Genomic DNA, 22,761 nt, shown 5'->3' on the forward strand with positions numbered 1-22,761 from the left:
TCCCCTGCCCGATTCCGTGATACCCGGGCCGTTTGCGACATACGCCGTTTGCGGGGACCCGAGTACGGAGACAACACTGGTGACGGGACTGGAGTCTGACGGGCCGTCACGGGGAAAGTTCGGCACAGTTCCGGAAGGCATACGACAGCCATGGCGCTCGCGCAGCCCGATCCGGCCGCGCCCGGGCACGGTCTGCTGCCCGAGCGGATCGCACCGCTGCGCGGCTCGCTCGCCACCACCGCCTGCATGGAGACCCTCCAGGTGGGCTACCTGCACGCGGTGGCGGCGGCAGCGGGGTGTTCGCTGTCGCAGCCCTTTCCGGACAACGGGATCGACTGGCACGTGAGCCACAGCGCTCCCGGGCACACGGTCGACGACGAAGTGACGATCAAGGTTCAGCTCAAGTGCACGTACCAGATACCGCCGCATCCGCCGGGCGGGGCCTTCTCCTTCACGCTGGACAACGCGCACCTGGTGAAGCTGGCCCGCACGCCCGTGTCGGTGCACAAGATCCTGGTCGTGATGCTGGTGCCGAGGAGTCAGGACGAGTGGCTGCGCGCCGGCCACGACCGCCTGGCGCTGCGGCACTGCTGCTACTGGACCAATCTGGCCGGACACCCGGTGACCGGCCGGCGCAGGACCACGGTGCGAATACCGACCTCGCGGATCTTCGACGACCGCGCGCTCTGCGAGATCATGACGCGGGTCGGGGTGGGAGGGAGGCCCTGATGCGCTGGTCCGACGATGAGCTCGGCGGGAATCTGCCGGGTCCCGGCCAGGTCGATCCGGCAGTGCTCGGGGTGCTGCTGCACCGGCACGGTTGGCAGCGGCGCGGGGGAGCGGCGGGGCGCTACGCGCGCTGGACGCCGCCCGGGGCGAGCGGCTCCGGCATGAGCCTCCTCGTCCCGGAGAGCCGGGCCTACCCCGACAGCGAGGACCTGCTCGGCGAGGCCCTCACCGCGCTCGCCCGCAGCGCCGCGCCCTCCGCACGCGAGGTGCTCGTCTCGCTCGCGGTGCCCAGTGACGAGGTGCGGTGGTGGCGCGAGGTGCCCGAGGGGCCGGCCGGCGCCGCCTCCTGGAGCGAGCAGGAACAACTGCGCGGCGCCGCCCACCGGATGCTGCTCGCGGGCGCGCTCGCCGTGCGCGGACCGGCCGGGTACTACGGGGCCCGCCACCGCAGGCAGGCCCTCGCCTCCCTGGAAGGCGTCCTCGTCGAGCCCGTCCCGGGCGGCGGGCTCACCGCGTTCGTACCGGCGGCATCGGGGCGGCCCGCGGTGGTGTGCCTCTACGCGGCGCTCAACGCGGTGCGGGACGCGGTCGACTACCAGCGCACCACCGGCGGCATGGAGGCCTTCGACGCGGCCGTGCGCGCGGGCGTCAGCAGAGAGCTGACCGAGTCCGTGGTCGCCCTGGTGCGCGGCACCGAAGGGGTGCGCGTCGCCCTCGAATGGGCGCCGGCGGCCGGGGTGCCCGCCGGGTGCGCGGCCCGGCCCGAGCCCGTGGACTTCTCGCCTGGCGACCTGCCCGCCCTGCGCGAGGCCGGCGCCCGCTACCTCAGCGACGAGCCGTCCCTGCCGGTGCGGATCACCGGCGCCGTGGTGCGGCTGCGCCGCTCGGGACCGCGCGGGTCCGGCATCGTACGGCTGCGGGTCCTTGCCGGAGCGGAGGTCCCGCACGTACGGATGGAGCTGGACGAGGAGGCGTACCGCATCGCCGGGCACGCGCATCTGGTCGGGCTGCCGATCCGGGTCGTGGGGCGCCTGGAGAGCCGGGGCGGATTCCGGCGCCTTTCCGGTGCCCGGGAGGTGACCCCCGTACAGGTGGACGACGCCGAGCGGGACCGCCTCATGAAGTCCCTCCAGGAGAACCTCGACTTCTTCGAGGAGGCGTGCGGGGCGGATGCCGACCCGGCGGCCGACTGAGCCGCCGTATCCGTTTCGCGGCGTACCCCACCGGCTCGGTAGGATCGTCTCGCGTACGCGACACGCTGCGCGCCCCCCTACGGCAGGAGAAGTCCGGTGTCAGACGTCCGTGTGATCATCCAACGCGATTCCGAGCGGGAAGAGCGCGTGGTGGCGACGGGCACTACGGCCGCCGAGCTCTTCGCCGGTGAGCGCACCATCGTCGCGGCCCGCGTGGCCGGCGAGCTCAAGGACCTCGCGTACGAGGTGAAGGACGGCGAGGAGGTCGAGCCCGTCGAGATCTCCTCCGAGGACGGCCTCAACATCCTGCGCCACTCCACCGCGCACGTCATGGCCCAGGCCGTCCAGGAGCTCCACCCCGAGGCCAAGCTGGGCATCGGCCCGCCGGTCCGGGACGGCTTCTACTACGACTTCGACGTCGAGAAGCCGTTCACGCCCGAGGACCTCAAGGCCATCGAGAAGAAGATGCAGGAGATCCAGAAGCGCGGCCAGCGCTTCTCCCGCCGCGTCACCACCGATGAGGCCGCCCGCGAGGAGCTCGCCGACGAGCCGTACAAGCTGGAGCTCATCGGCCTGAAGGGCAATGCCGCGCAGGCCGCCGACGGAGCGGACGCGGAGGTCGGCTCCGGCGAGCTGACCATCTACGACAACCTCGACGCCAAGACCGGCGAGCTGTGCTGGAAGGACCTGTGCCGCGGTCCGCACCTGCCGACCACCCGCAACATCCCGGCGTTCAAGCTGATGCGCTCGGGCGGCGCGTACTGGCGCGGCAGCGAGAAGAACCCGATGCTGCAGCGCATCTACGGCACCGCCTGGCCGACCAAGGACGAGCTGAAGGCGCACCTCGACTTCCTCGCCGAGGCCGAGAAGCGCGACCACCGCAAGCTCGGTGCCGAGCTCGACCTGTTCTCCATCCCGGAGGAGCTGGGCTCCGGCCTCGCGGTCTTCCACCCCAAGGGCGGCATCGTCCGGCGGGAGATGGAGGCGTACTCGCGCAAGAAGCACGAGGACGCGGACTACGAGTTCGTGAACACCCCGCACATCTCCAAGGAAGAGCTCTTCGTCACCTCGGGGCACCTGCCGCACTACGGCGACGGCATGTTCCCGCCGGTGGAGTTCGACGGGCAGAACTACCGCCTCAAGGCGATGAACTGCCCCATGCACAACCTGATCTTCAAGGCGCGCGGCCGCTCCTACCGTGAACTCCCGCTGCGGCTCTTCGAGTTCGGCACGGTGTACCGCTACGAGAAGTCCGGTGTGGTGCACGGTCTGACCCGCGCGCGCGGCTTCACCCAGGACGACTCGCACATCTACTGCACCAAGGAGCAGATGCCTCAGGAGCTCGACTCGCTCCTGACCTTCGTGCTCGACCTGCTGCGCGACTACGGCCTGGACGACTTCGAGCTGGAGCTGTCCACCCGCGACCCCGAGTCGGACAAGTTCATCGGCTCCGACGAGGCCTGGGAGGAGGCCACCGACGCCCTGCGCCTGGCGGCCGAGAAGCAGGGCCTCCCGCTGGTCCCCGACCCGGGCGGCGCGGCGTTCTACGGGCCGAAGATCTCGGTGCAGGCCAAGGACGCGATCGGGCGGTCCTGGCAGATGTCGACCATCCAGGTCGACTTCAACCAGCCCGAGCGGTTCGGCCTGGAGTACACCTCGACCGACGGCTCGAAGCAGCAGCCGGTCATGATCCACCGCGCCCTGTTCGGCTCCATCGAGCGCTTCTTCGCCGTGCTCCTGGAGCACTACGCGGGCGCGTTCCCGGCGTGGCTGGCGCCCGTCCAGGCGGTCGGCATCCCGATCGGCGACGCCCACATCCCGTACCTCCAGGAGTTCGCCGCCGAGGCGAAGAAGAAGGGGCTGCGGGTCGAGGTGGACGCGTCCTCGGACCGGATGCAGAAGAAGATCCGCAACCAGCAGAAGCAGAAGGTCCCGTTCATGATCATCGTCGGTGACGAGGACATGGCTGCGGGCACGGTCTCCTTCCGCTACCGCGACGGCTCGCAGGAGAACGGCATTCCGCGCGACGAGGCGATCGCGAAGCTCGTCGACGTGGTGGAGCGTCGCGTGCAGGTGTGAGTGCTCCCCGCGCATGCGGGGGTCGGCCCCCGGGAAGTGATCACTTCCCGGGGGCCTTTCTTGTCCCCGCACGTGAAGTCATATGCTGCATGGCATGACGACTGAGCCGGAACAGCAGATCGGGGTCGGTGTCCAGGACGCGTTCCAGCGTCTGTGGACGCCTCACCGGATGGCATATATCCAGGGTGAGAACAAGCCGACAGGCCCGGACGCAGGCGACGGCTGTCCCTTCTGCTCGATTCCGGCCAAGTCCGACGAGGACGGGCTGATCGTGGCCCGTGGCGAGCATGTGTACGCGGTGCTCAACCTGTACCCGTACAACGGTGGCCACACCATGATCGTCCCGTATCGGCACGTCGCTGACTACACCGAGTTGGACGACCCCGAGACGGCCGAGCTGGCGGACCTCACCAAGCGGGCGATGACCGCACTGCGCACCGCGTCGGGGGCGCACGGGTTCAACATCGGCATGAACCAGGGCACTGTCGCCGGTGCCGGGATCGCCGCCCATCTGCATCAGCACATCGTGCCGCGCTGGGGCGGCGACACCAACTTCATGCCGGTCGTCGGCCACACCAAGGTGCTGCCCCAACTCCTCGCGGACACCCGCAAGATGCTGGCCGACGCCTGGCCGGTGTGACGCCTACGCGTCGTACAGGTCCGCCTTCCTCGGCGCCGGGTCCTGGACCAGGCCACTGAGGATCATCGAGCGGTTGGTGAAGCGGTCGGTGTTCACTCCGTGCTCGTCGAGCACCTTCATGGCGGCGGAGTGCACCACCCGCAGCACGGGGGTGGCGGCCCGCATCGCGTCGTCGGCCATGAAGCGGTGGCGCCAGGGCTTGTCGGCCCAGGCGTGCCGGAGGCCGAACGGCTCGGGCAGCGCTATCTTGCCGCCCAGATAGTCGAGCAGCGGCGGATACCAGGTCAGCGGGGCCCGCGCGGCCAGGCGCACCACTTCGGTGGCGTCGACCAGAGGGAGCGCGATCGTCTTCTTCTCCCAGAACTTGAAGGTCTTGTCGACCTCCTTGGTCTTGGGCGCCGGCTTGGTGGTGAACAGGGCGTGCACCGGGCCGAGCGCGTGCCCGGTCACCTCGATCCGCAGCGTCTCGTGCAGCACGGTGACGGTGACCATCATGGTGATGACCAACTGGCCGTCCCAGAGCGTGAACTGGACGCCCAGATAGTGCCGGTTGCCGCTGGAGAACTGCTGCTCGTTGCAGATGCGCTGTATCTCGTGGGCGCGCACCTGGAAGTTGTCGATGTCCTGGCCGCTGGGCCGGGACACCTCCTTGGCGCCCTCGCCGATGGGTGAGACCACCCAGTTCTTGATGGACGGAGTGGGGAAGCCGCCGGTGTGCAGGGGGCCGCGCTCCAGGAGCTGGAGGCGGTCCTGGATGGCCCGTATGACGTCCCAGCTGCGGAAGCCGTGGATCTCCTTGCCGGCTTCCTTGGGCTCCAGTTCCTCGGCGAGCTGCCAGCTGCCCCAGCGGGTGCCCATGCCCAGTATTCCCTTGGGCCCCGCGTAGAAGACGATGTTGCTCTGGTCCTCGGCGGCCAGCTTGACCAGGGACTGGCGCAGCTGCTCCGCCGAGCCCGCCGCCGAGCTCTTGGGCACCGCCTCGGGGATCTTGGCGCCGATGCCGCCGCCGCCCAGCAGGCTGTCCCAGCGCGAGCGCAGGTCCCGCGCGGTCTTCTCGCAGATCAGCTTCGCCCAGTACCAGCCGACGACCGGGGCCACGATCATCGCGCGCAGGTAGAGGGCGAGGAAACCGTGGAAGGGCAGTTTGATCAGGAAGATCACGGCGAGGATGCCGGCCGCCGCGAGCAGGATGGTGCCGAGCGCGCCGGCCCGCCGGTCCTTGGCCCCGGCCAGCGTGCGGCGCAGCTGGAAGAGGCCGAGCCAGAGCAGCAGGCCGGGCAGGAAGAGCAGCCCGAACACGACCATGACCAGGGTGAGTTTGGTGTCCCGCTCCTTGCGGATGCGGATCGAGGCCAGGCAGTGCTCGACGATGGTTCCGGGCTCGGTGCCGAAGGACTGGATGATGCCCTTGCGGGTGGCGCCGAGCATCCGGGACTGCACGGCGCGCGAGAAGGCCTCGCCGAGGTTGGGTTCGAAGAGCGACAGCTTGCCCTTCTTCACCTCGGACTCGTGCCACTCGCTGTTGGCCTTGAGTATGTCCTCGATCGGGCTGTCCCGGTACGCGGCCGAGGCGAGCGCCTGGGTCGCGGCCGTCTGGCCCGCGGAGCCCTGGAGCGGCACCTGTGGCCTGGGCAAGAAGTCGAAGAATGGCTCTTCCGTCGTCACTGCCGCCCCCATCGCCGCACACCGTCGCTCTGCGACACGTTCCCGACTGCCGTACCCCGCACACCTGCTGAGCTGGGACCACAGCGTATCGGGGTCACAGGCTGCCCGTCAGGGGACGTCGGAATGCCGCCCACCGCAAGGAGATTGCGGTGGGCGGCATTCTGATGCTCTGTCAACTATCGCCCTTCTTCTGCCTGTTCGCGAATTTTGTCGGCGAGCTGGGGCGGCATCGGCTCGTGCCGGGCGTAGCTGCGGCTGAACCGTCCGGTGCCGTGGGACAGGGACCTGAGGTCGAGCGCGTACCGGCCGATCTCGATCTCCGGGATCTCGGCGCGCACCAGCGTGCGGCCCGGGCCCGCCTGTTCGGTGCCGACCACCCGGCCGCGCCGCCCGGACAGGTCGCTCATCACCGGGCCCACGTAGTCGTCGGAGACCAGGACCTGGACCTCGGCGACCGGTTCGAGCAGATGGATACGGGTCTCGGCGGCCGCCTCCCGCAGGGCGAGCGCGCCGGCGGTCTGGAACGCCGCGTCGGAGGAGTCCACCGAGTGCGCCTTGCCGTCCAGGAGCGTGATCCGCACGTCGACCAGCGGATACCCCGCGGCCACGCCCTTGGCTGCCTGGGCTCGTACGCCCTTCTCGACGGACGGGATGAACTGGCGCGGGACCGAGCCGCCGACCACCTTGTCCACGAACTCGATGCCGCTGCCCGGGGGCAGCGGCTCCACGTCGATCTCGCAGATCGCGAACTGGCCGTGGCCGCCGGACTGCTTGACGTGCCGGCCGCGCCCCGCCGCCTTCGCGCCGAAGGTCTCGCGCAGCGACACCTTGTGGGGTACGACGTCGACCTGGACGCCGTACCTGCTGCGCAGCCGCTCCAGGGCGACCTCCTTGTGGGCCTCGCCCAGGCACCACAGGACCAGCTGGTGGGTGTGCGGGTTCTGTTCGAGGCGCATCGTCGGGTCCTCGGCGACAAGGCGCGAGAGGCCCTGCGAGAGCTTGTCCTCGTCGGCCTTGCTGTGCGCCTCGATGGCCAGCGGGAGCAGCGGGTCGGGCATGTCCCACGGGGCCATCAGGAGCGGGTCGTCCTTGCCGGACAGGGTGTCGCCGGTCTCGGCCCGGGACAGCTTGGCCACACACGCGAGGTCGCCCGCGACGCACTTGGTGAGCGTGCGCTGCTGCTTGCCGAAGGGCGAGGACAGCGCGCCGATCCGCTCGTCGACGTCGTGGTCCTCGTGGCCGCGGTCCTCCATGCCGTGGCCGGACACGTGCACCGTCTCGTCGGGGTGCAGGGTGCCGGAGAAGACCCGCACCAGGCTGATCCGGCCCACGTACGGGTCGGACGAGGTCTTGATCACCTCGGCGACCAGCGGGCCCTCGACCGTGCACGGGGGCGTCGGGCGCGGCTTGCCCTGCGGGGTCGTGATCTCGGGGGCCGCCCGCTCCAGGGGGGAGGGGAAGCCGCCGGTGACGAGTTCGAGGAGTTCGATCGTGCCGAGGCCCTGCTTGGCACCCTCGGCGGCGGGCGCGGCGGCCAGGACCGGGTGGAAGGTGCCGCGCGCCACCGCCCGTTCCAGGTCCGCGACCAACGTCTTGAAATCGATGTCCTCGCCGCCGAGGTAGCGGTCCATGAGGGTCTCGTCCTCGCTCTCCGCGATGATCCCCTCGATGAGCCGGTTGCGGGCCGCCTCGATCAGCGGGAGCTGAGCGGCGTCCGGCTGGGTCTCCTTGCGCTCGCCGGACTCGTAGTCGAAGACCCGCTGCGAGAGCAGCCCGGTCAGGCCGGTCACCGGCGCGTGCCCGTCGGGGCCGGCCGGGCCGTGCACCGGGAGGTACAGCGGGAGCACCGCGTCGGGGTCGTCGCCGCCGAAGGCCTCGGCGCAGATCCCGGTCATCGCGTCGAAGTCGGCGCGGGCCGCCTCCAGGTGCGTGACCACGATCGCGCGCGGCATCCCGACGGCCGCGCACTCGTCCCAGACCATCCGGGTCGAGCCGTCCACGCCGTCCGCCGCCGAAACGACGAAAAGGGCCGCGTCCGCCGCTCGCAGACCGGCCCTGAGTTCCCCGACGAAGTCGGCGTATCCGGGGGTGTCCAAGATATTGATCTTGAAGCCGCCCCATTCGACCGGAACCAGCGACAGCTGTACGGAGCGCTGCTGCCGGTGCTCGATCTCGTCGTAGTCGGAGACGGTCCCGCCGTCCTCGACCCGGCCCGCGCGGTTGACGGCCCCCGCCGCCAGCGCGAGCGCTTCCACCAAGGTGGTCTTCCCGGATCCGCTGTGGCCGACCAGCACCACGTTCCGTACGGATGAGGGGTGGTCGGCCGCTGTAGCCCTGCCGGCGGCCCCGGGGTGTGCGTTTGCCTTGTCGCCCATGTCCGTTCCTCCCGGTTTCGTGCGCGGTGAGGTGGTGAGGGGGGCGCGGACACGCGGACTCCGCGTGCGGAGGCGGCATCTGCGACGCCCGCGGTAATTCGAGCTTTCCACTCCGGTCACTGTGCGTCCATACGTCGTACGGGACCGCACGCGGACAGTGGCCCGCCGGTCACGCGGCGGGTGCCCGGCGGTGCGGCCGCGCAGTCGTGGCTACGATGGGTCGGCCGGTGGCCAGCAGGGGCCGCGCGGCCACACCGACCCCTCGGGAAGGCCATGCTGAACAAGTACGCGCGTGCATTCTTCACGCGTGTCCTCACGCCGTTCGCCGCATTTCTGCTCCGCCGTGGAGTCAGCCCCGACGCGGTGACCCTCATCGGTACGGCCGGAGTGATGGCGGGTGCGCTGGTCTTCTTCCCTCGTGGAGAGTTCTTCTGGGGCACCATCGTCATCACCCTCTTCGTCTTCTCCGACCTGGTCGACGGCAACATGGCCCGCCAGGCCGGGATCTCCAGCCGCTGGGGAGCCTTCCTCGACTCGACGCTCGACCGGGTCGCCGACGGCGCGATCTTCGGCGGCTTCGCCCTCTGGTACGCCGGGCAGGGCGACGACAACGCGCTGTGCGCGGTGGCCATCTTCTGCCTGGCCAGCGGCCAGGTGGTGTCGTACACGAAGGCGCGCGGCGAGGCGATCGGGCTGCCGGTCGCGGTCAACGGCCTGGTGGAGCGCGCCGAGCGGCTCGTGATCTCGCTGGTGGCCGCGGGCCTGGCCGGACTGCACAAGTTCGGTGTGCCAGGCATCCAGGTGCTGCTCCCCATCGCGCTGTGGATCGTCGCCGTGGGCAGCCTCGTCACGCTGATCCAGCGCGTGGTGACGGTCCGCCGGGAGTCCGCCGAGGCCGATGCGCAGGCGGCCGGTGAGGCGGGCGCATGAAGGACAGGCTGACCGACGCGCTGTACGGCCTTGGCTGGGCCACCGTCAAAAAGCTGCCGGAACCCGTCGCGAACGGGCTCGGCCGGCGCATCGCGGACCAGGTGTGGAAGCGGCGTGGCAAGAGCGTGCTGCGCCTGGAGTCCAACCTGGCGCGCGTCGTCCCCGACGCCACTGGGGAGCGGCTCGCGGCCCTCTCGCAGGCCGGCATGCGCTCCTACATGCGGTACTGGATGGAGTCCTTCCGGCTGCCGTCGTGGAGCAAGGACCGGATGGCCAGCGGCTTCGTGCCCGAGGACGTCCACCACCTCACAGAGGGTCTCGCCTCCGGGCGCGGAGTCGTCCTCGCCCTGCCCCACATGGGCAACTACGACCTCGCGGGCGCCTGGGTCACCACCAAGCTGGACACCCCGTTCACCACGGTCGCCGAGCGCCTCAAGCCCGAGACGCTGTACGACCGCTTCGTCGCCTACCGCGAGAGCCTCGGCATGGAGGTCCTGCCGCACGTCGGCGGCTCCGCCTTCGGCACGCTGGCCCGGCGGCTGCGCGCGGGCGGCCTGGTCTGCCTGGTCGCCGACCGCGACCTGTCGGCGTCCGGCGTCGAGGTCAAGTTCTTCGGCGAGGCGACCCGGATGCCCGCCGGACCGGCCATGCTGGCCCAGCAGACCGGCGCGCTGCTGCTTCCGGTGACGCTCTGGTACGACGACTCGCCCATCATGAAGGGCCGGGTCCACCCGCCCATCGAGGTGCCCGAGACAGGTGACCGGGCCTCCAGGACGTCCTCGATGACACAGGCGCTGGCCGATGCCTTCGCCACCGGAATCGCCGACCACCCGGAGGACTGGCACATGCTGCAACGGCTGTGGCTCGCCGACCTTGAGGAGCGACGGCCGTGAAGGTCGGCATCGTCTGCCCGTACTCGTGGGACGTCCCCGGCGGCGTCCAGTTCCACATCAGGGACCTCGCCGAGCACCTGATCCGCCTCGGCCACGAGGTCTCGGTCCTCGCCCCCGCCGACGACGAGACCCCGCTGCCGCCCTATGTCGTCTCGGCGGGCCGGGCCGTCCCGGTCCCGTACAACGGCTCGGTGGCGCGGCTCAACTTCGGGTTCCTTTCGGCCGCGCGGGTGCGGCGCTGGCTGCACGACGGCACCTTCGACGTCATCCACATCCATGAGCCGGCCTCGCCCTCGCTCGGCCTGCTCTCGTGCTGGGCGGCGCAGGGCCCCATCGTGGCGACCTTCCACACCTCCAATCCCCGATCGCGCGCGATGATCGCGGCGTACCCGATCCTCCAGCCCGCCCTGGAGAAGATCAGCGCGCGCATCGCGGTCAGCGAGTACGCGCGGCGCACCCTGGTGGAACACCTCGGCGGTGACGCGGTGGTGATTCCCAACGGCGTCGACGTCGACTTCTTCGCGAAGGCCGAGCCGAAGAAGGAGTGGCAGGGCCAGACCCTCGGCTTCATAGGGCGCATCGACGAGCCCCGCAAGGGCCTGCCGGTCCTCATGAAGGCGTTCCCCAAGATCCTCGCGGAGCGCCCGGAGACCCGGCTCCTTGTCGCGGGCCGGGGCGACGAGGAGGAGGCGGTGGCCTCGCTGCCGGCCGAGATGCGCTCCCGGGTCGAGTTCCTGGGCATGGTGAGCGACGAGGACAAGGCGCGGCTGCTGCGCAGCGTGGATCTGTACGTCGCGCCCAACACCGGTGGCGAGAGCTTCGGGATCATCCTGGTCGAGGCGCTGTCGGCGGGCGCCGCGGTCCTCGCCAGCGACCTGGACGCCTTCGCGCAGGTCCTGGACCAGGGCGCGGCGGGCGACCTCTTCGCCAACGAGGACGCCGACGCGCTCGCCGCGGCGGCCGTACGCCTGCTCGCCGACCCGGCTCGCCGCGCGGGCCTGAGCGAACGCGGCTCGGCGCATGTGCGGCGCTTCGACTGGGCGACGGTCGGCGCGGACATCCTCGCGGTGTACGAGACGGTGACGCACGGGGCGGCGGCGGTGGCCACGGACGAACGCACCGGATTCCGGGCGCGGTTCGGGCTGGCCAGGGACTGACTCCGGCCCCGGCCGGGCTCGGCGGAGTGCGCCGGTCAGGCCGGGGTCAGCAGCGGCCACACGTCGGCGGCGGCCGTGGCGCCCCACACCGGGTCGCCGTGGCCGTACCCCGCCACCACGCGGAAGCCGACCCGGCCGTTGCCGCCGGCCCGGATCAGCTCGGCGCCCCGGGGGTGGTCGCCGCGGCCGAGCTCCGTGTTCACCCAGACCACCTCGGCCCGGATCCCCGCCCAGTCGACCGAGTACCCCGTGCCGTCGGCGGCCCACACCGACATCAGGTCGCGGAGCAGCGCGTTCGGCACGAGCCCACTGCCCAGCGCGGCGGTCGCCTCGGCCCACACCTCCAGCGGGCTGTGATCGAGTGCGAACCGGTCGTCCGCCGGACTCGCCCCGAACTCGTACGTCCCCGCGCTGAACCCCTGCCGGTAGATCCAGTTGGTGAGCCCGGGCAGTGAACTCGTGCGGATCAGCGCGAAGTGCGCGAGCCCCGCGTTGGTGAACCGGGCCGCCGGATCGGGCGGCCACGGCACCGGGCTCACCCCGCCGGGATCGGCCACGGCGCGCGCCAACAGCCCTTTCAGGCCAGGGTCGTTGACGTGCGTGCCCTGGTCGATGAGCCCCTGGAGCGCCGTGCGCGACTGTGCGGCGCGTACCGCGAGCTCGCCGGTGTACGGGCCCGTGGTGTCGAGGGCGACCACGCGGCGCAGCCGGTGCGAGGTGTCCGTGGACGCCAGGTCCAGGGCGAGCACGGCCCCGGCCGAATGGCCCACGAACTGGTGGGGGAGCGGAAGCACCCCGGTCACGGCGTCGATCACCGAGCGGGCGTCGCGGGCGTGTGCGGCGAGGCCCCACTCGGCCGTGATGTCGGCGGCCGTCGCCAGGTCCTCGCGCGGGCCGATCCCCACCACGAGCAGGCCCGTGCCGCGCAGGTGGTGGGCGAGGTTGCGGGCGCGCGGCGTGAAGAAGTTCGCGGCGAAATTGAGGCCGCCGCCGGGCAGCAGGAAGGCGATGCCGGTCGGCGGACGGCGGGTGTCGGCCAGCACGTCGACGCCGAGCGGCGCGCCCCGGCCGCCGACCGTGAACCGGGTGTGCGCCCAGCCGTCCCCGTGCTCGACCCGCGCGTCCCGGCCGCCGAGCGCCTCGGCGATCCGCCGTGCCGCGTCGCGCGGGACCGTCGCCCCGGCCGTGCTCCCGGTCACCAACTGGCGTGCGTCCACAGCCCGTTCCCCCTGTCCGTCCGATCCGCCCGTATCAAGGGATCCAGCCTTCCTCACGGCACCGCGCCTTCCAGGAGCGGGCTCGTCCCCTGGGCGGGACGGCCGGCCCCGGGCACCCCGGTAGCCTTGCCGCCCGTGACCGTAACCCTCATCTGGATCGTCGTCGCCCTCGTCGCGATCGGCCTCTATCTCAGCTGGACCGCCGGCCGGCTCGACCGGCTGCACGCCCGCATCGACCTGGCCCGCGCCTCCCTGGACGCCCAGCTGCTGCGCCGCGCCTCGGTCACCCAGGAACTGGCCACGAGCGGGGTGCTCGACCCGGCCGCCTCGATCGTCCTTTACGAGGCCGCGCACGCGGCACGCCAGGCGGAGGAGGAGCACCGGGAGGTCGCCGAGAGCGAGCTCAGCCAGGCGCTGCGGGCGGTCTTCGGGGAGCCCGCGCAGGTGGAGGCCGTACGGGAGGCGCCGGGCGGTGTGGAGGCCGCCGAGGAGCTGGCGCAGGCGGTGCGCAGGGTGCCGATGGCGCGGCGCTTCCACAATGACGCCGTCCGGGCGGCGAGGGCGCTGCGCAGGCACCGTACGGTGCGTTGGTTCCGCCTTGCGGGCCATGCCCCGTTCCCGCTGGCCGTCGAGATGGACGACGAGCCGCCGACGGCCCTGGCCGACCGCCCGGGCACCTGATCCGTAGCCATCGGCGGTGGCTGACCGGGGAAAACGATCCACCGGGTACACATTGGCCCTTGATGTGGACTGGTCCGCCGGGGTTCTCTCGGGGCAGCAGAATCCCTTCTTCACTCAGTGAGGTCGCTCCGTGTCCAGCACGCCTTCCAGCACCCCCCAGTCCGACAGCCCCGCCATCGGCACCGCCCGCGTCAAGCGCGGCATGGCCGAGCAGCTCAAGGGCGGCGTGATCATGGACGTGGTCAACGCCGAGCAGGCGAAGATAGCCGAGGACGCGGGCGCCGTCGCCGTCATGGCCCTGGAGCGGGTTCCGGCCGACATCCGCAAGGACGGCGGCGTGGCCCGGATGTCCGACCCGAACATGATCGAGGAGATCATCGGCGCGGTCTCCATCCCGGTGATGGCCAAGTCCCGCATCGGCCACTTCGTCGAGGCCCAGGTCCTGCAGTCGCTCGGCGTCGACTACATCGACGAGTCCGAGGTCCTCACCCCGGCCGACGAGGTCAACCACAGCGACAAGTTCGCCTTCACGACCCCGTTCGTGTGCGGCGCCACCAACCTGGGCGAGGCCCTGCGCCGCATCGCCGAGGGTGCGGCCATGATCCGCTCCAAGGGCGAGGCCGGCACCGGCAACGTCGTCGAGGCCGTCCGCCACCTGCGCCAGATCAAGAACGAGATCGCCAAGCTGCGCGGCTTCGACAACAACGAGCTGTACGCCGCCGCCAAGGAGCTGCGCGCCCCGTACGAGCTGGTCAAGGAAGTCTCCGAGCTCGGCAAGCTCCCCGTCGTGCTGTTCTCCGCCGGTGGCGTGGCCACTCCCGCCGACGCCGCGCTGATGCGCCAGCTCGGCGCCGAGGGCGTGTTCGTCGGCTCCGGCATCTTCAAGTCGGGCGACCCGGCCAAGCGCGCCGCCGCCATCGTGAAGGCCACCACCTTCTTCGACGACCCGAAGATCATCGCGGACGCCTCCCGCAACCTGGGCGAGGCCATGGTCGGCATCAACTGCGACACGCTGCCCGAGACCGAGCGCTACGCCAACCGCGGCTGGTAATCACTCATGAACACCCCCGTTATCGGTGTCCTGGCCCTCCAGGGCGACGTACGGGAGCACCTCATCGCCCTGGCCGCGGCGGACGCCGTGGCCAGGCCGGTCAGGCGCCCCGAGGAGCTCGCCGAGGTGGACGGCCTGGTCATACCCGGCGGCGAGTCCACCACCATCTCCAAGCTGGCCGCGCTGTTCGGCATGCTGGAGCCGCTGCGCGAGCGGGTCCGCGCGGGCATGCCCGTGTACGGCACCTGTGCCGGGCTGATCATGCTCGCCGACAAGATCCTCGACCCGCGTTCGGGCCAGGAGACCATCGGCGGCATCGAGATGATCGTCCGCCGCAATGCCTTCGGCCGCCAGAACGAGTCGTTCGAGGCGACCGTGGAGGTTTCGGGCGTCGGCCCCGTAGAAGGCGTGTTCATCCGCGCGCCCTGGGTCGAGTCCGTCGGCGCCGAGACCGAGGTGCTCGCCGAGCACGGCGGCCACATCGTCGCGGTACGCCAGGGCAACGCCCTCGCGACCTCGTTCCACCCCGAGCTGACCGGCGACCACCGCATGCACGCCTTGTTCGTGGACATGGTGCGCGCCGCAGGGTGACAAGGTCCCGGTAGGATCTCTGCCGAACGACGCAGAATGGGTTACGCGAAGGAGACAGGCAGATGTCCGGCCACTCTAAATGGGCTACGACGAAGCACAAGAAGGCCGTGATCGATGCCAAGCGCGGCAAGCTCTTCGCGAAGCTGATCAAGAACATCGAGGTCGCGGCCCGCACCGGCGGCGCCGACATCGACGGCAACCCGACGCTCTTCGACGCCGTACAGAAGGCCAAGAAGCAGTCGGTGCCCAACAAGAACATCGACTCCGCGCTCAAGCGCGGTGCCGGTCTCGAGGCGGGCGGTGCCGACTACGAGACGATCATGTACGAGGGTTACGGCCCGAACGGTGTCGCGGTGCTCATCGAGTGCCTCACCGACAACCGCAACCGTGCCGCCTCCGACGTACGTGTCGCGATGACCCGCAACGGCGGCTCCATGGCCGACCCGGGATCCGTCTCGTACCTGTTCAACCGCAAGGGTGTTGTCGTCCTGCCCAAGGGCGAGCTCTCCGAGGACGACGTCCTGGAGACGGTGCTCGAAGCGGGCGCCGAGGAGGTCAACGACCTCGGTGACTCCTTCGAGATCATCTCCGAGGCCACCGACATGGTCGCGGTCCGCACCGCGCTCCAGGAGGCCGGCATCGACTACGACTCGGCCGAGGCCAACTTCGTCCCGACCATGCAGGTCGAGCTGGACGAAGAGGGCGCGCGGAAGATCTTCAAGCTGATCGACGCGCTGGAGGACAGCGACGACGTCCAGAACGTCTTCGCCAACTTCGACGTCTCCGACGAGGTCATGGAGAAGGTCGACGCGTAGCGCTGCCGCGATGTGAGCGGTTCCGGCGGGCCGATGGGACACGTCCCATCGGCCCGCCGCCGTTGTCAGTGGCAGCGGATAGCCTGGCAGCAGGTCAAAGATCACCGAGGGGAGGGGCCGTGCGCGTACTGGGGGTGGACCCCGGGCTGACCCGGTGTGGTGTCGGCGTGGTCGAGGGGGTCGCGGGCCGGCCGCTGACGATGCTCGGAGTCGGCGTCGTACGGACCCCGGCGGACGCCGAGTTGGGCCACCGCCTCGTCGCCATCGAGCGCGGCATCGAGGAGTGGCTCGATGCCCACCGGCCCGAATGCGTCGCCGTGGAGCGGGTGTTCAGCCAGCACAACGTGCGTACGGTGATGGGCACCGCCCAGGCCAGCGCGGTCGCCATGCTGTGCGCGTCCCGGCGCGGCATCCCCGTCGCCCTGCACACGCCCAGCGAGGTCAAGGCCGCCGTCACCGGCAGCGGAAGGGCCGACAAGGCGCAGGTCGGCGCCATGGTGACCCGGCTGCTCCGGCTCGACGCCCCGCCCAAACCGGCCGACGCCGCCGACGCGCTCGCCCTCGCCATCTGCCACATCTGGCGCGCCCCCGCGCTCAACCGGCTCCAACAGGCCCACGCCCAGCACTCCGTACGGAAGGTCACCCGATGATCGCCTTCGTCAGCGGCCCGGTCGCCGCCCTCGCTCCCGACACCGCGGTGGTCGAGGTCGGCGGCATCGGCATGGCCCTCCAGTGCACGCCCAACACCTTGGCCGAACTGCGCATCGGCCAGCACGCCAAACTCGCCACGTCGCTGGTCGTACGGGAGGACTCGCTGACCCTGTACGGCTTCGCGGACGACGACGAGAAGCAGGTCTTCGAGCTGCTCCAGACCGCCAACGGCGTCGGCCCCCGCCTCGCCCAGGCAGTCCTTTCCGTGCACACCCCGGACGCGCTGCGCCGCGCGTTCGCCACCGGTGACGAGAAGGCGCTCACCGCGGTGCCCGGCATCGGCAAGAAGGGCGCCCAGAAGCTCCTCATCGAGCTGAAGGACCGGCTCGGCGCGCCCGTAGGCAACGCCCCGGCGGTCGGCGCGCCGGTCACCTCGGGCTGGCGCGACCAGCTGCACGCGGCCCTCATCGGCCTCGGCTACGCGACCCGGGAGGCGGACGAGGCGGTCGCCGCCGTGGCCCCCCAGGCCGAGGCCTCGGACCGGCCGAACATCGGGGCCCTCCTCAAGGCCGCCCTGCAGACCCTGAACCGCGCCCGCTGAACCAGGGGGTGTCCGGCCCCGACCCACCGGGCACCCCGTAGCACCCGCACCACCCATCGCGACCACGATCCGAGGCACACGTCATGAACTGGGAAGACAGCTCCGACACGGCGGATCTGTCCGCGACGGCCGGCGACCGCCTCGTCGGGGCCGACGCCGACGGCGAGGACACCGCCGTCGAAGCCGCCCTGCGCCCCAAGGACCTGGACGAATTCGTCGGCCAGGAGAAGGTCCGCGAGCAGCTCGACCTGGTCCTGCGCGCGGCCCGCGCCCGCGGCGCCACCGCCGACCACGTCCTGCTCTCGGGCGCCCCCGGCCTCGGCAAGACCACCCTCTCGATGATCATCGCGGCCGAGATGGGCGCCCCGATCCGCATCACCAGCGGCCCCGCCATCCAGCACGCGGGCGACCTCGCCGCGATCCTGTCCTCCCTCCAGGAGGGCGAGGTCCTCTTCCTCGACGAGATCCACCGGATGTCCCGGCCGGCGGAGGAAATGCTCTACATGGCGATGGAGGACTTCAGGGTCGACGTCATCGTCGGCAAGGGCCCCGGCGCCACCGCCATCCCGCTGGAGCTGCCGCCCTTCACCCTGGTCGGCGCCACGACCAGGGCCGGCCTGCTGCCGCCCCCGCTGCGCGACCGGTTCGGCTTCACCGGGCACATGGAGTTCTACGAGCCCTCCGAGCTGGAGCGGGTCATCCACCGCTCGGCCCGCCTGCTCGACGTGGAGATCGACACCGGCGGCGCCGCCGAGATCGCGGGCCGCTCGCGTGGCACCCCCCGCATCGCCAACCGGCTGCTGCGCCGCGTCCGCGACTACGCCCAGGTCAAGGCGGACGGCGTCATCACCCCGGAGATCGCCTCGGTGGCACTCGGCGTGTACGAGGTTGACGCCCGCGGCCTGGACCGCCTGGACCGAGCCGTCCTGCAGGCCCTCCTGAAGCTGTTCGGCGGGGGCCCGGTGGGCCTGTCCACGCTGGCGGTCGCCGTGGGGGAGGAGCGCGAAACGGTGGAGGAGGTGGCCGAGCCCTTCCTGGTCCGCGAGGGCCTGCTCGCCCGTACCCCGCGCGGCCGGGTGGCCACACCCGCCGCCTGGGCCCACCTCGGCCTCGTACCGCCGCAGCAGGGCGGCGGCACGGCAGGAAGCGGACAACAGGGTCTGTTCGGGGCGTGACGGCGCGGAGGGTCGCACCGCGAGGAACCCCGGTGGGATGCTGGGCGTTGTTCCATCTGTGCGGACTCGCTTAGACTCCGCCGATGCCGCCCTTCCAGGTTGGCGTACCCACCCCCGAAGATCAGGCCGCGATCCGTCGCGGTCGTGCGAAGGAAGTTCCCCCCGTGAGTCTCGTGACCCTCCTCCCCTTCATCGTGCTCATCGGGGCCATGTTCCTGATGACGCGGTCGGCGAAGAAGAAGCAGCAAGCGGCCGCGGCCATGCGAGATGAAATGCAGCCCGGCACCGGTGTCCGCACGATCGGGGGCATGTACGCGACCGTCAAGGAAGTCGGTGACGAGACCGTACTTCTGGAGGTGGCGCCCGGCGTCCACGCCGTCTACGCGAAGAACGCCATCGGCGCGGTCCTGGACGACGCGGAGTACAACCGCATCGTGCACGGCGACACCGAGGAGGAGCTCCCGGCGGTGCCGGACGACGCCTCTTCGCTGACCGAGGCCGCCGCCGAGGCCGCCGACACCAAGGACGGCAAGGACGCCAAGATCGACCTGGGCAAGAAGGACGAGGCGGAGGACGCCGCCGAGCCCAAGGACGGCAAGGACGGCAAGGCCGACGGCGGGGCCGACGCGAAGTAGTCACGCACCGGGACCGCACGGCGCCCGACCGGCGCGGGCGGTCCCCGGAGCGCGCCCACTTCCGCGGGGGACGTCCCCACAACACTTCGTGGCCGCCTACGCGCATACCCGGCGCGGGGTGGTTGGACAGGGAGAAACGACAAGGTGGCAGCACCGAACAAGGGCCGAAGGCCGGCGGCGGGGGGTCAGAGCAAGCCGGGCCGTGCCCTGGCCTTCATCCTCATCGCCATGGTCGCGCTCACCGGTGGGATGTTCATTTCCCACAACACCACTCCGAGGCTGGGGATCGACCTCGCGGGCGGTACGAGCATCACGCTCAAGGCCAAGCCCGAGCCTGGCCAGGAGTCGGCGATCAACAAGGCCAACATGGACACGGCGGTCTCCATCATGGAGCGGCGTGTCAACGGTCTCGGTGTGACCGAGTCCGAGGTTCAGACCCAGGGCAGCGACAACATCATTGTCAACATCCCCAAGGGTACGAACTCCGAGCAGGCCCGCCAGCAGGTCGGCCAGACCGCCAAGCTGTACTTCCGGCCGGTCCTGACCGCCCAGCCCACCGCGGCTCCCACCCCGAGCGCTTCCCCGAGCGCCTCGACCAGCGGCAAGCCCACCCCCTCGGGCACCCCCAGTGCCTCCGGCAAGGGCACGCCGTCCGGCTCCCCGAGCGCCTCCGGCTCGCCCAAGGGCCGTGCGCTCTCCGACGCGCTGAAGGCCTCGCCCACGCCCGGCGCGAGCAAGCCGAGCAGCCCCACGCCGAACCCGTCGGCCCCCTCCGGTGACGCGGCGGCCGCCGCCAAGCTCCAGGCCCAGTTCGCCGCGCTCGACTGCTCCACCAAGGAAGCCCGCTCCAAGGCCGGCGAGGGCGCCAAGTCCACCGAGCCGACCGTGGCGTGCGACCAGACCGGCGCGGAGAAGTTCATCCTCGGCCCGGCCGAGGTCGACGGCACGGACGTCTCCAAGGCGCAGGCCGTGATCAACCAGCAGAACGGTCAGTGGATCGTTCAGATGGACTTCACCGGCGGCGGCTCGAAGAAGTTCGCGTCGATCACCGGCAAGCTCTCGAAGCAGCAGTACCCGAACAACCGCTTCGCGATCGCGCTGGACAACCAGGTCGTCTCGGCCCCCACCGTGAGCACCACGCTCAGCGGCTCCGCCGAGATCTCCGGCAACTTCAACCAGCAGACCGCGCAGGACCTGGCCAACGTGCTCTCCTACGGTGCGCTGCCGCTCACCTTCCAGGAGCAGAGCGTCACCACGGTGACCGCGGCCCTCGGCGCCGACCAGCTGCACGCCGGTCTGATCGCCGGTGCCATCGGCCTCGCGCTGGTCATCATCTACCTGGTCGCCTACTACCGCGGCCTCGCGCTGATCGCCATCCTCAGCCTCGTCGTCTCGGCGATCCTGACCTACACGATCATGGCGCTGCTCGGCCCGGGCATCGGCTTCGCGCTGAACCTGCCCGCGGTCTGCGGTGCGATCGTCGCCATCGGTATCACCGCGGACTCGTTCATCGTGTACTTCGAACGCATCCGTGACGAGATCCGCGAGGGCCGCACCCTGCGTCCCGCCGTCGAGCGGGCCTGGCCGCGTGCCCGGCGCACCATCCTGGTCTCCGACTTCGTGTCGTTCCTGGCCGCAGCGGTGCTGTTCATCGTGACCGTCGGCAAGGTCCAGGGCTTCGCGTTCACGCTGGGCCTGACCACCCTGCTCGACGTGGTCGTGGTGTTCCTGTTCACCAAGCCGGTGATGACGATCCTCGCCCGCAGGAAGTTCTTCGCGAGCGGCCACCCCTGGTCCGGTCTGGACCCGAAGCGGCTCGGCGCCAAGCCCCCGCTGCGCCGCGCCCGCCGCACCACCTCCGCCCCTGTCGACAACCCGAAGGAGGCGTGAGATGTCGAAGCTCGGCACTCTCGGCGCCAAGCTGTACCGCGGTGAGGTCGGTTACGACTTCGTCGGCAAGCGGAAGATCTGGTACGGCATCTCGATCCTGATCACCATCACGGCCATCGTCGGCCTGGCGGTACGGGGTCTGACGATGGGCATCGAGTTCCAGGGCGGCGCGGTCTTCACCACGCCCAAGACCTCGGTCTCCGCCTCGCAGGCGGAGGACGCGGCGCAGACCGCGTCCGGGCACGACGCCATCGCCCAGAAGCTCGGTGACGGCACGGTCCGCATCACCATCGGCGGTGTCGACACCGCCAAGTCCGACCAGATCAAGACGCAGCTCGCCAAGGACCTCAAGGTCAACGCGAACGACATCAACGCCGATCTGGTGGGCCCCAGTTGGGGTGAGACGATCGCCAACAAGGCCTGGACCGGCCTGATCGTCTTCATGATCCTGGTGGTGATCTACCTCGCCATCGCCTTCGAGTGGCGCATGGCGCTCGCGGCCCTGGTCGCCCTGATCCACGACCTCACGATCACGGTCGGCATCTACGCCCTGGTCGGCTTCGAGGTCACCCCGGGCACGGTGATCGGTCTGCTCACGATCCTCGGTTACTCCCTCTACGACACCGTCGTCGTCTTCGACGGGCTCAAGGAGGGCCAGAAGGGGATCACCAAGCAGACCCGCGTCACCTACAGCGAGATGGCGAACAAGAGCCTCAACGGCACCCTGGTCCGCTCCATCAACACCACGGTCGTGGCGCTGCTCCCGGTCGCGGGCCTGCTGTTCATCGGTGGCGGCGTCCTCGGCGCCGGCATGCTGAACGACATCTCGCTCTCGCTGTTCGTCGGCCTCGCGGCCGGTGCGTACTCCTCGATCTTCATCGCCACTCCGCTGGTCGCCGATCTGAAGGAGACCATGCCGGAGATGAAGGCCCTCAAGAAGCGGGTGCTCGCCAAGCGCGCGGCGGCCGCCGCCAAGGGCGAGAGCGCGGAGCCGCAGGACGAGGCGCCGTTCGAGGACGCCGAGGACGACGACGCGACGCCCGCCGGTGCGGTCGTCGGCCAGCGCCGCCAGCCGAACCGCAACAACCGGGGGAAGCGCCGATGACCAGCGTCTCCACCGAGACCGCGGGGCTGCTCCTCAGCCGCATCCGTGACGTGCCGGACTATCCCAAGCCGGGCGTGATGTTCAAGGACATCACCCCGCTGCTCGCGGACCCGGAGGCGTTCACGGCCCTCACCGACGCGCTCGCCGCTCTGTGCGTCCGGCACGGCGCGACGAAGATCGTCGGCCTGGAGGCGCGCGGCTTCATCCTGGCGGCCCCCGTCTCGGTCCGCGCCGGGATCGGCTTCATCCCCGTACGCAAGGCGGGCAAGCTCCCGGGAGCGACGCTCAAGCAGGCGTACGAGCTGGAGTACGGCACCGCGGAGATCGAGGTGCACGCCGAGGACCTCAGCGCGGGCGACCGCGTCATGGTCATCGACGACGTGCTCGCCACCGGTGGCACCGCCGAGGCCTCCCTGGAGCTGATCCGCCGGGCCGGAGCCGAGGTCGCGGGTGTCGCGGTTCTGATGGAGCTCAGCTTCCTCAGCGGCCGGGAGCGCTTGCAGAGCGCCCTGCGCGGCGCCCCGCTGGACGCCCTGATCACGGTCTGAGCAGGCAGCAGAACACCGCCGAGGCGGGCCCGGAGGAATCCGGTGCCCGCCTCTGGTGTTTCTTCAGGCAGAGCCGTCACACCGGCCGAGGGCGAGCGGAGGCTCTTGGCTCGATACCATGGGTACTTCCGGGCCTGACC

At 70.7% G+C, this 22,761-nt stretch carries 21 protein-coding genes; 18 read left to right on the forward strand and 3 right to left on the reverse strand.

Annotation, left to right across the window (positions count from 1 at the left end; all coding sequences use genetic code 11):
* The first annotated feature begins 150 nt into the window (after window positions 1–150).
* The 4 genes from ACSHXC_RS31670 (at window position 151) to ACSHXC_RS31685 (ending at window position 4,641) form a co-directional block, all read left to right on the forward strand.
* On the forward strand, window positions 151–729 hold the full coding sequence (locus ACSHXC_RS31670; RefSeq protein WP_053723617.1) for a DUF4365 domain-containing protein: 579 nt from the start codon (window positions 151–153) through the stop codon (window positions 727–729).
* On the forward strand, window positions 729–1,922 hold the full coding sequence (locus tag ACSHXC_RS31675) for a hypothetical protein (RefSeq protein ID WP_438294809.1): 1,194 nt from the start codon (window positions 729–731) through the stop codon (window positions 1,920–1,922). The genes ACSHXC_RS31670 and ACSHXC_RS31675 overlap by 1 nt, the downstream gene beginning before the upstream one ends.
* Before the next feature lie 96 nt (window positions 1,923–2,018).
* Window positions 2,019–4,001: a threonine--tRNA ligase gene (gene thrS, locus ACSHXC_RS31680; protein ID WP_438294810.1), complete on the forward strand. Its 1,983-nt coding sequence runs from the start codon at window positions 2,019–2,021 to the stop codon at window positions 3,999–4,001.
* Between the two features lie 82 nt (window positions 4,002–4,083).
* On the forward strand, window positions 4,084–4,641 hold the full coding sequence (locus tag ACSHXC_RS31685; protein ID WP_438294811.1) for an HIT family protein: 558 nt from the start codon (window positions 4,084–4,086) through the stop codon (window positions 4,639–4,641).
* A gap of 3 nt (window positions 4,642–4,644) precedes the next feature.
* On the opposite strand, the gene ACSHXC_RS31690 is transcribed toward ACSHXC_RS31685, so the two are convergent.
* Window positions 4,645–6,318: a hypothetical protein gene (locus ACSHXC_RS31690; protein ID WP_438294812.1), complete on the reverse strand. Its 1,674-nt coding sequence runs from the start codon at window positions 6,316–6,318 to the stop codon at window positions 4,645–4,647.
* Between the two features lie 164 nt (window positions 6,319–6,482).
* Window positions 6,483–8,681, reverse strand: a complete 2,199-nt coding sequence (locus ACSHXC_RS31695) for an elongation factor G-like protein EF-G2 (protein ID WP_438294813.1) — start codon at window positions 8,679–8,681, stop codon at window positions 6,483–6,485.
* Between the two features lie 273 nt (window positions 8,682–8,954).
* Here ACSHXC_RS31695 and pgsA point away from each other — a divergent pair, with 273 nt between their 5' ends.
* The 3 genes from pgsA to ACSHXC_RS31710 are packed head-to-tail and all read left to right on the forward strand — an operon-like array spanning window position 8,955 to window position 11,661.
* Window positions 8,955–9,611 (forward strand): phosphatidylinositol phosphate synthase, encoded by a 657-nt coding sequence (gene pgsA, locus ACSHXC_RS31700; RefSeq protein WP_344376046.1) that lies wholly within the window; start codon window positions 8,955–8,957, stop codon window positions 9,609–9,611.
* Entirely contained in the window at window positions 9,608–10,504 is an 897-nt protein-coding gene (locus tag ACSHXC_RS31705) for a phosphatidylinositol mannoside acyltransferase (RefSeq protein WP_438294814.1), read from the forward strand. Before pgsA ends, ACSHXC_RS31705 begins: the two co-directional genes overlap by 4 nt.
* Complete coding sequence (locus tag ACSHXC_RS31710; protein ID WP_438294815.1) at window positions 10,501–11,661, forward strand: glycosyltransferase family 4 protein; 1,161 nt, start codon at window positions 10,501–10,503, stop codon at window positions 11,659–11,661. The genes ACSHXC_RS31705 and ACSHXC_RS31710 overlap by 4 nt, the downstream gene beginning before the upstream one ends.
* Window positions 11,662–11,696: 35 nt before the next feature.
* On the opposite strand, the gene ACSHXC_RS31715 is transcribed toward ACSHXC_RS31710, so the two are convergent.
* Window positions 11,697–12,878 carry a hypothetical protein gene (locus tag ACSHXC_RS31715; protein ID WP_438294816.1) on the reverse strand — a complete coding sequence of 394 codons (1,182 nt, stop codon included), beginning with the start codon at window positions 12,876–12,878 and terminating at the stop codon, window positions 11,697–11,699.
* Between the two features lie 135 nt (window positions 12,879–13,013).
* Here ACSHXC_RS31715 and ACSHXC_RS31720 point away from each other — a divergent pair, with 135 nt between their 5' ends.
* From ACSHXC_RS31720 to ACSHXC_RS31770, 11 genes are all read left to right on the forward strand, one after another.
* Window positions 13,014–13,559 carry a hypothetical protein gene (locus tag ACSHXC_RS31720; RefSeq protein ID WP_438294817.1) on the forward strand — a complete coding sequence of 182 codons (546 nt, stop codon included), beginning with the start codon at window positions 13,014–13,016 and terminating at the stop codon, window positions 13,557–13,559.
* 130 nt (window positions 13,560–13,689) lie between these two features.
* Complete coding sequence (gene pdxS / locus ACSHXC_RS31725) at window positions 13,690–14,610, forward strand: pyridoxal 5'-phosphate synthase lyase subunit PdxS (RefSeq protein WP_053723628.1); 921 nt, start codon at window positions 13,690–13,692, stop codon at window positions 14,608–14,610.
* A 6-nt stretch (window positions 14,611–14,616) separates the two neighbouring features.
* On the forward strand, window positions 14,617–15,201 hold the full coding sequence (gene pdxT, locus ACSHXC_RS31730; RefSeq protein WP_386042410.1) for a pyridoxal 5'-phosphate synthase glutaminase subunit PdxT: 585 nt from the start codon (window positions 14,617–14,619) through the stop codon (window positions 15,199–15,201).
* A gap of 62 nt (window positions 15,202–15,263) precedes the next feature.
* A complete protein-coding gene (locus ACSHXC_RS31735) occupies window positions 15,264–16,016 on the forward strand; it encodes a YebC/PmpR family DNA-binding transcriptional regulator (RefSeq protein ID WP_328313930.1) in 753 nt (250 codons plus the stop codon).
* Window positions 16,017–16,135: 119 nt separating this feature from the next.
* On the forward strand, window positions 16,136–16,666 hold the full coding sequence (gene ruvC / locus ACSHXC_RS31740; RefSeq protein ID WP_438294818.1) for a crossover junction endodeoxyribonuclease RuvC: 531 nt from the start codon (window positions 16,136–16,138) through the stop codon (window positions 16,664–16,666).
* Window positions 16,663–17,268, forward strand: a complete 606-nt coding sequence (gene ruvA / locus ACSHXC_RS31745; RefSeq protein WP_438294819.1) for a Holliday junction branch migration protein RuvA — start codon at window positions 16,663–16,665, stop codon at window positions 17,266–17,268. The genes ruvC and ruvA overlap by 4 nt, the downstream gene beginning before the upstream one ends.
* Window positions 17,269–17,351: 83 nt before the next feature.
* Window positions 17,352–18,443 carry a Holliday junction branch migration DNA helicase RuvB gene (ruvB, locus tag ACSHXC_RS31750; protein ID WP_344376063.1) on the forward strand — a complete coding sequence of 364 codons (1,092 nt, stop codon included), beginning with the start codon at window positions 17,352–17,354 and terminating at the stop codon, window positions 18,441–18,443.
* Between the two features lie 164 nt (window positions 18,444–18,607).
* A complete protein-coding gene (yajC, locus tag ACSHXC_RS31755) occupies window positions 18,608–19,078 on the forward strand; it encodes a preprotein translocase subunit YajC (RefSeq protein ID WP_438294820.1) in 471 nt (156 codons plus the stop codon).
* A 144-nt stretch (window positions 19,079–19,222) separates the two neighbouring features.
* Complete coding sequence (gene secD, locus ACSHXC_RS31760; protein WP_438294821.1) at window positions 19,223–20,968, forward strand: protein translocase subunit SecD; 1,746 nt, start codon at window positions 19,223–19,225, stop codon at window positions 20,966–20,968.
* Between the two features lies 1 nt (window position 20,969).
* The gene (gene secF / locus ACSHXC_RS31765; RefSeq protein ID WP_438294822.1) at window positions 20,970–22,073 is read left to right on the forward strand and encodes a protein translocase subunit SecF; all 1,104 of its coding nucleotides are present in this window, start codon (window positions 20,970–20,972) and stop codon (window positions 22,071–22,073) included.
* On the forward strand, window positions 22,070–22,621 hold the full coding sequence (locus ACSHXC_RS31770; RefSeq protein WP_438294823.1) for an adenine phosphoribosyltransferase: 552 nt from the start codon (window positions 22,070–22,072) through the stop codon (window positions 22,619–22,621). The genes secF and ACSHXC_RS31770 overlap by 4 nt, the downstream gene beginning before the upstream one ends.
* Window positions 22,622–22,761 lie beyond the last annotated feature (140 nt).

Origin of the sequence: Streptomyces sp. HUAS TT7 (assembly GCF_051550175.1) — a bacterium.
Taxonomy (GTDB): domain Bacteria; phylum Actinomycetota; class Actinomycetes; order Streptomycetales; family Streptomycetaceae; genus Streptomyces.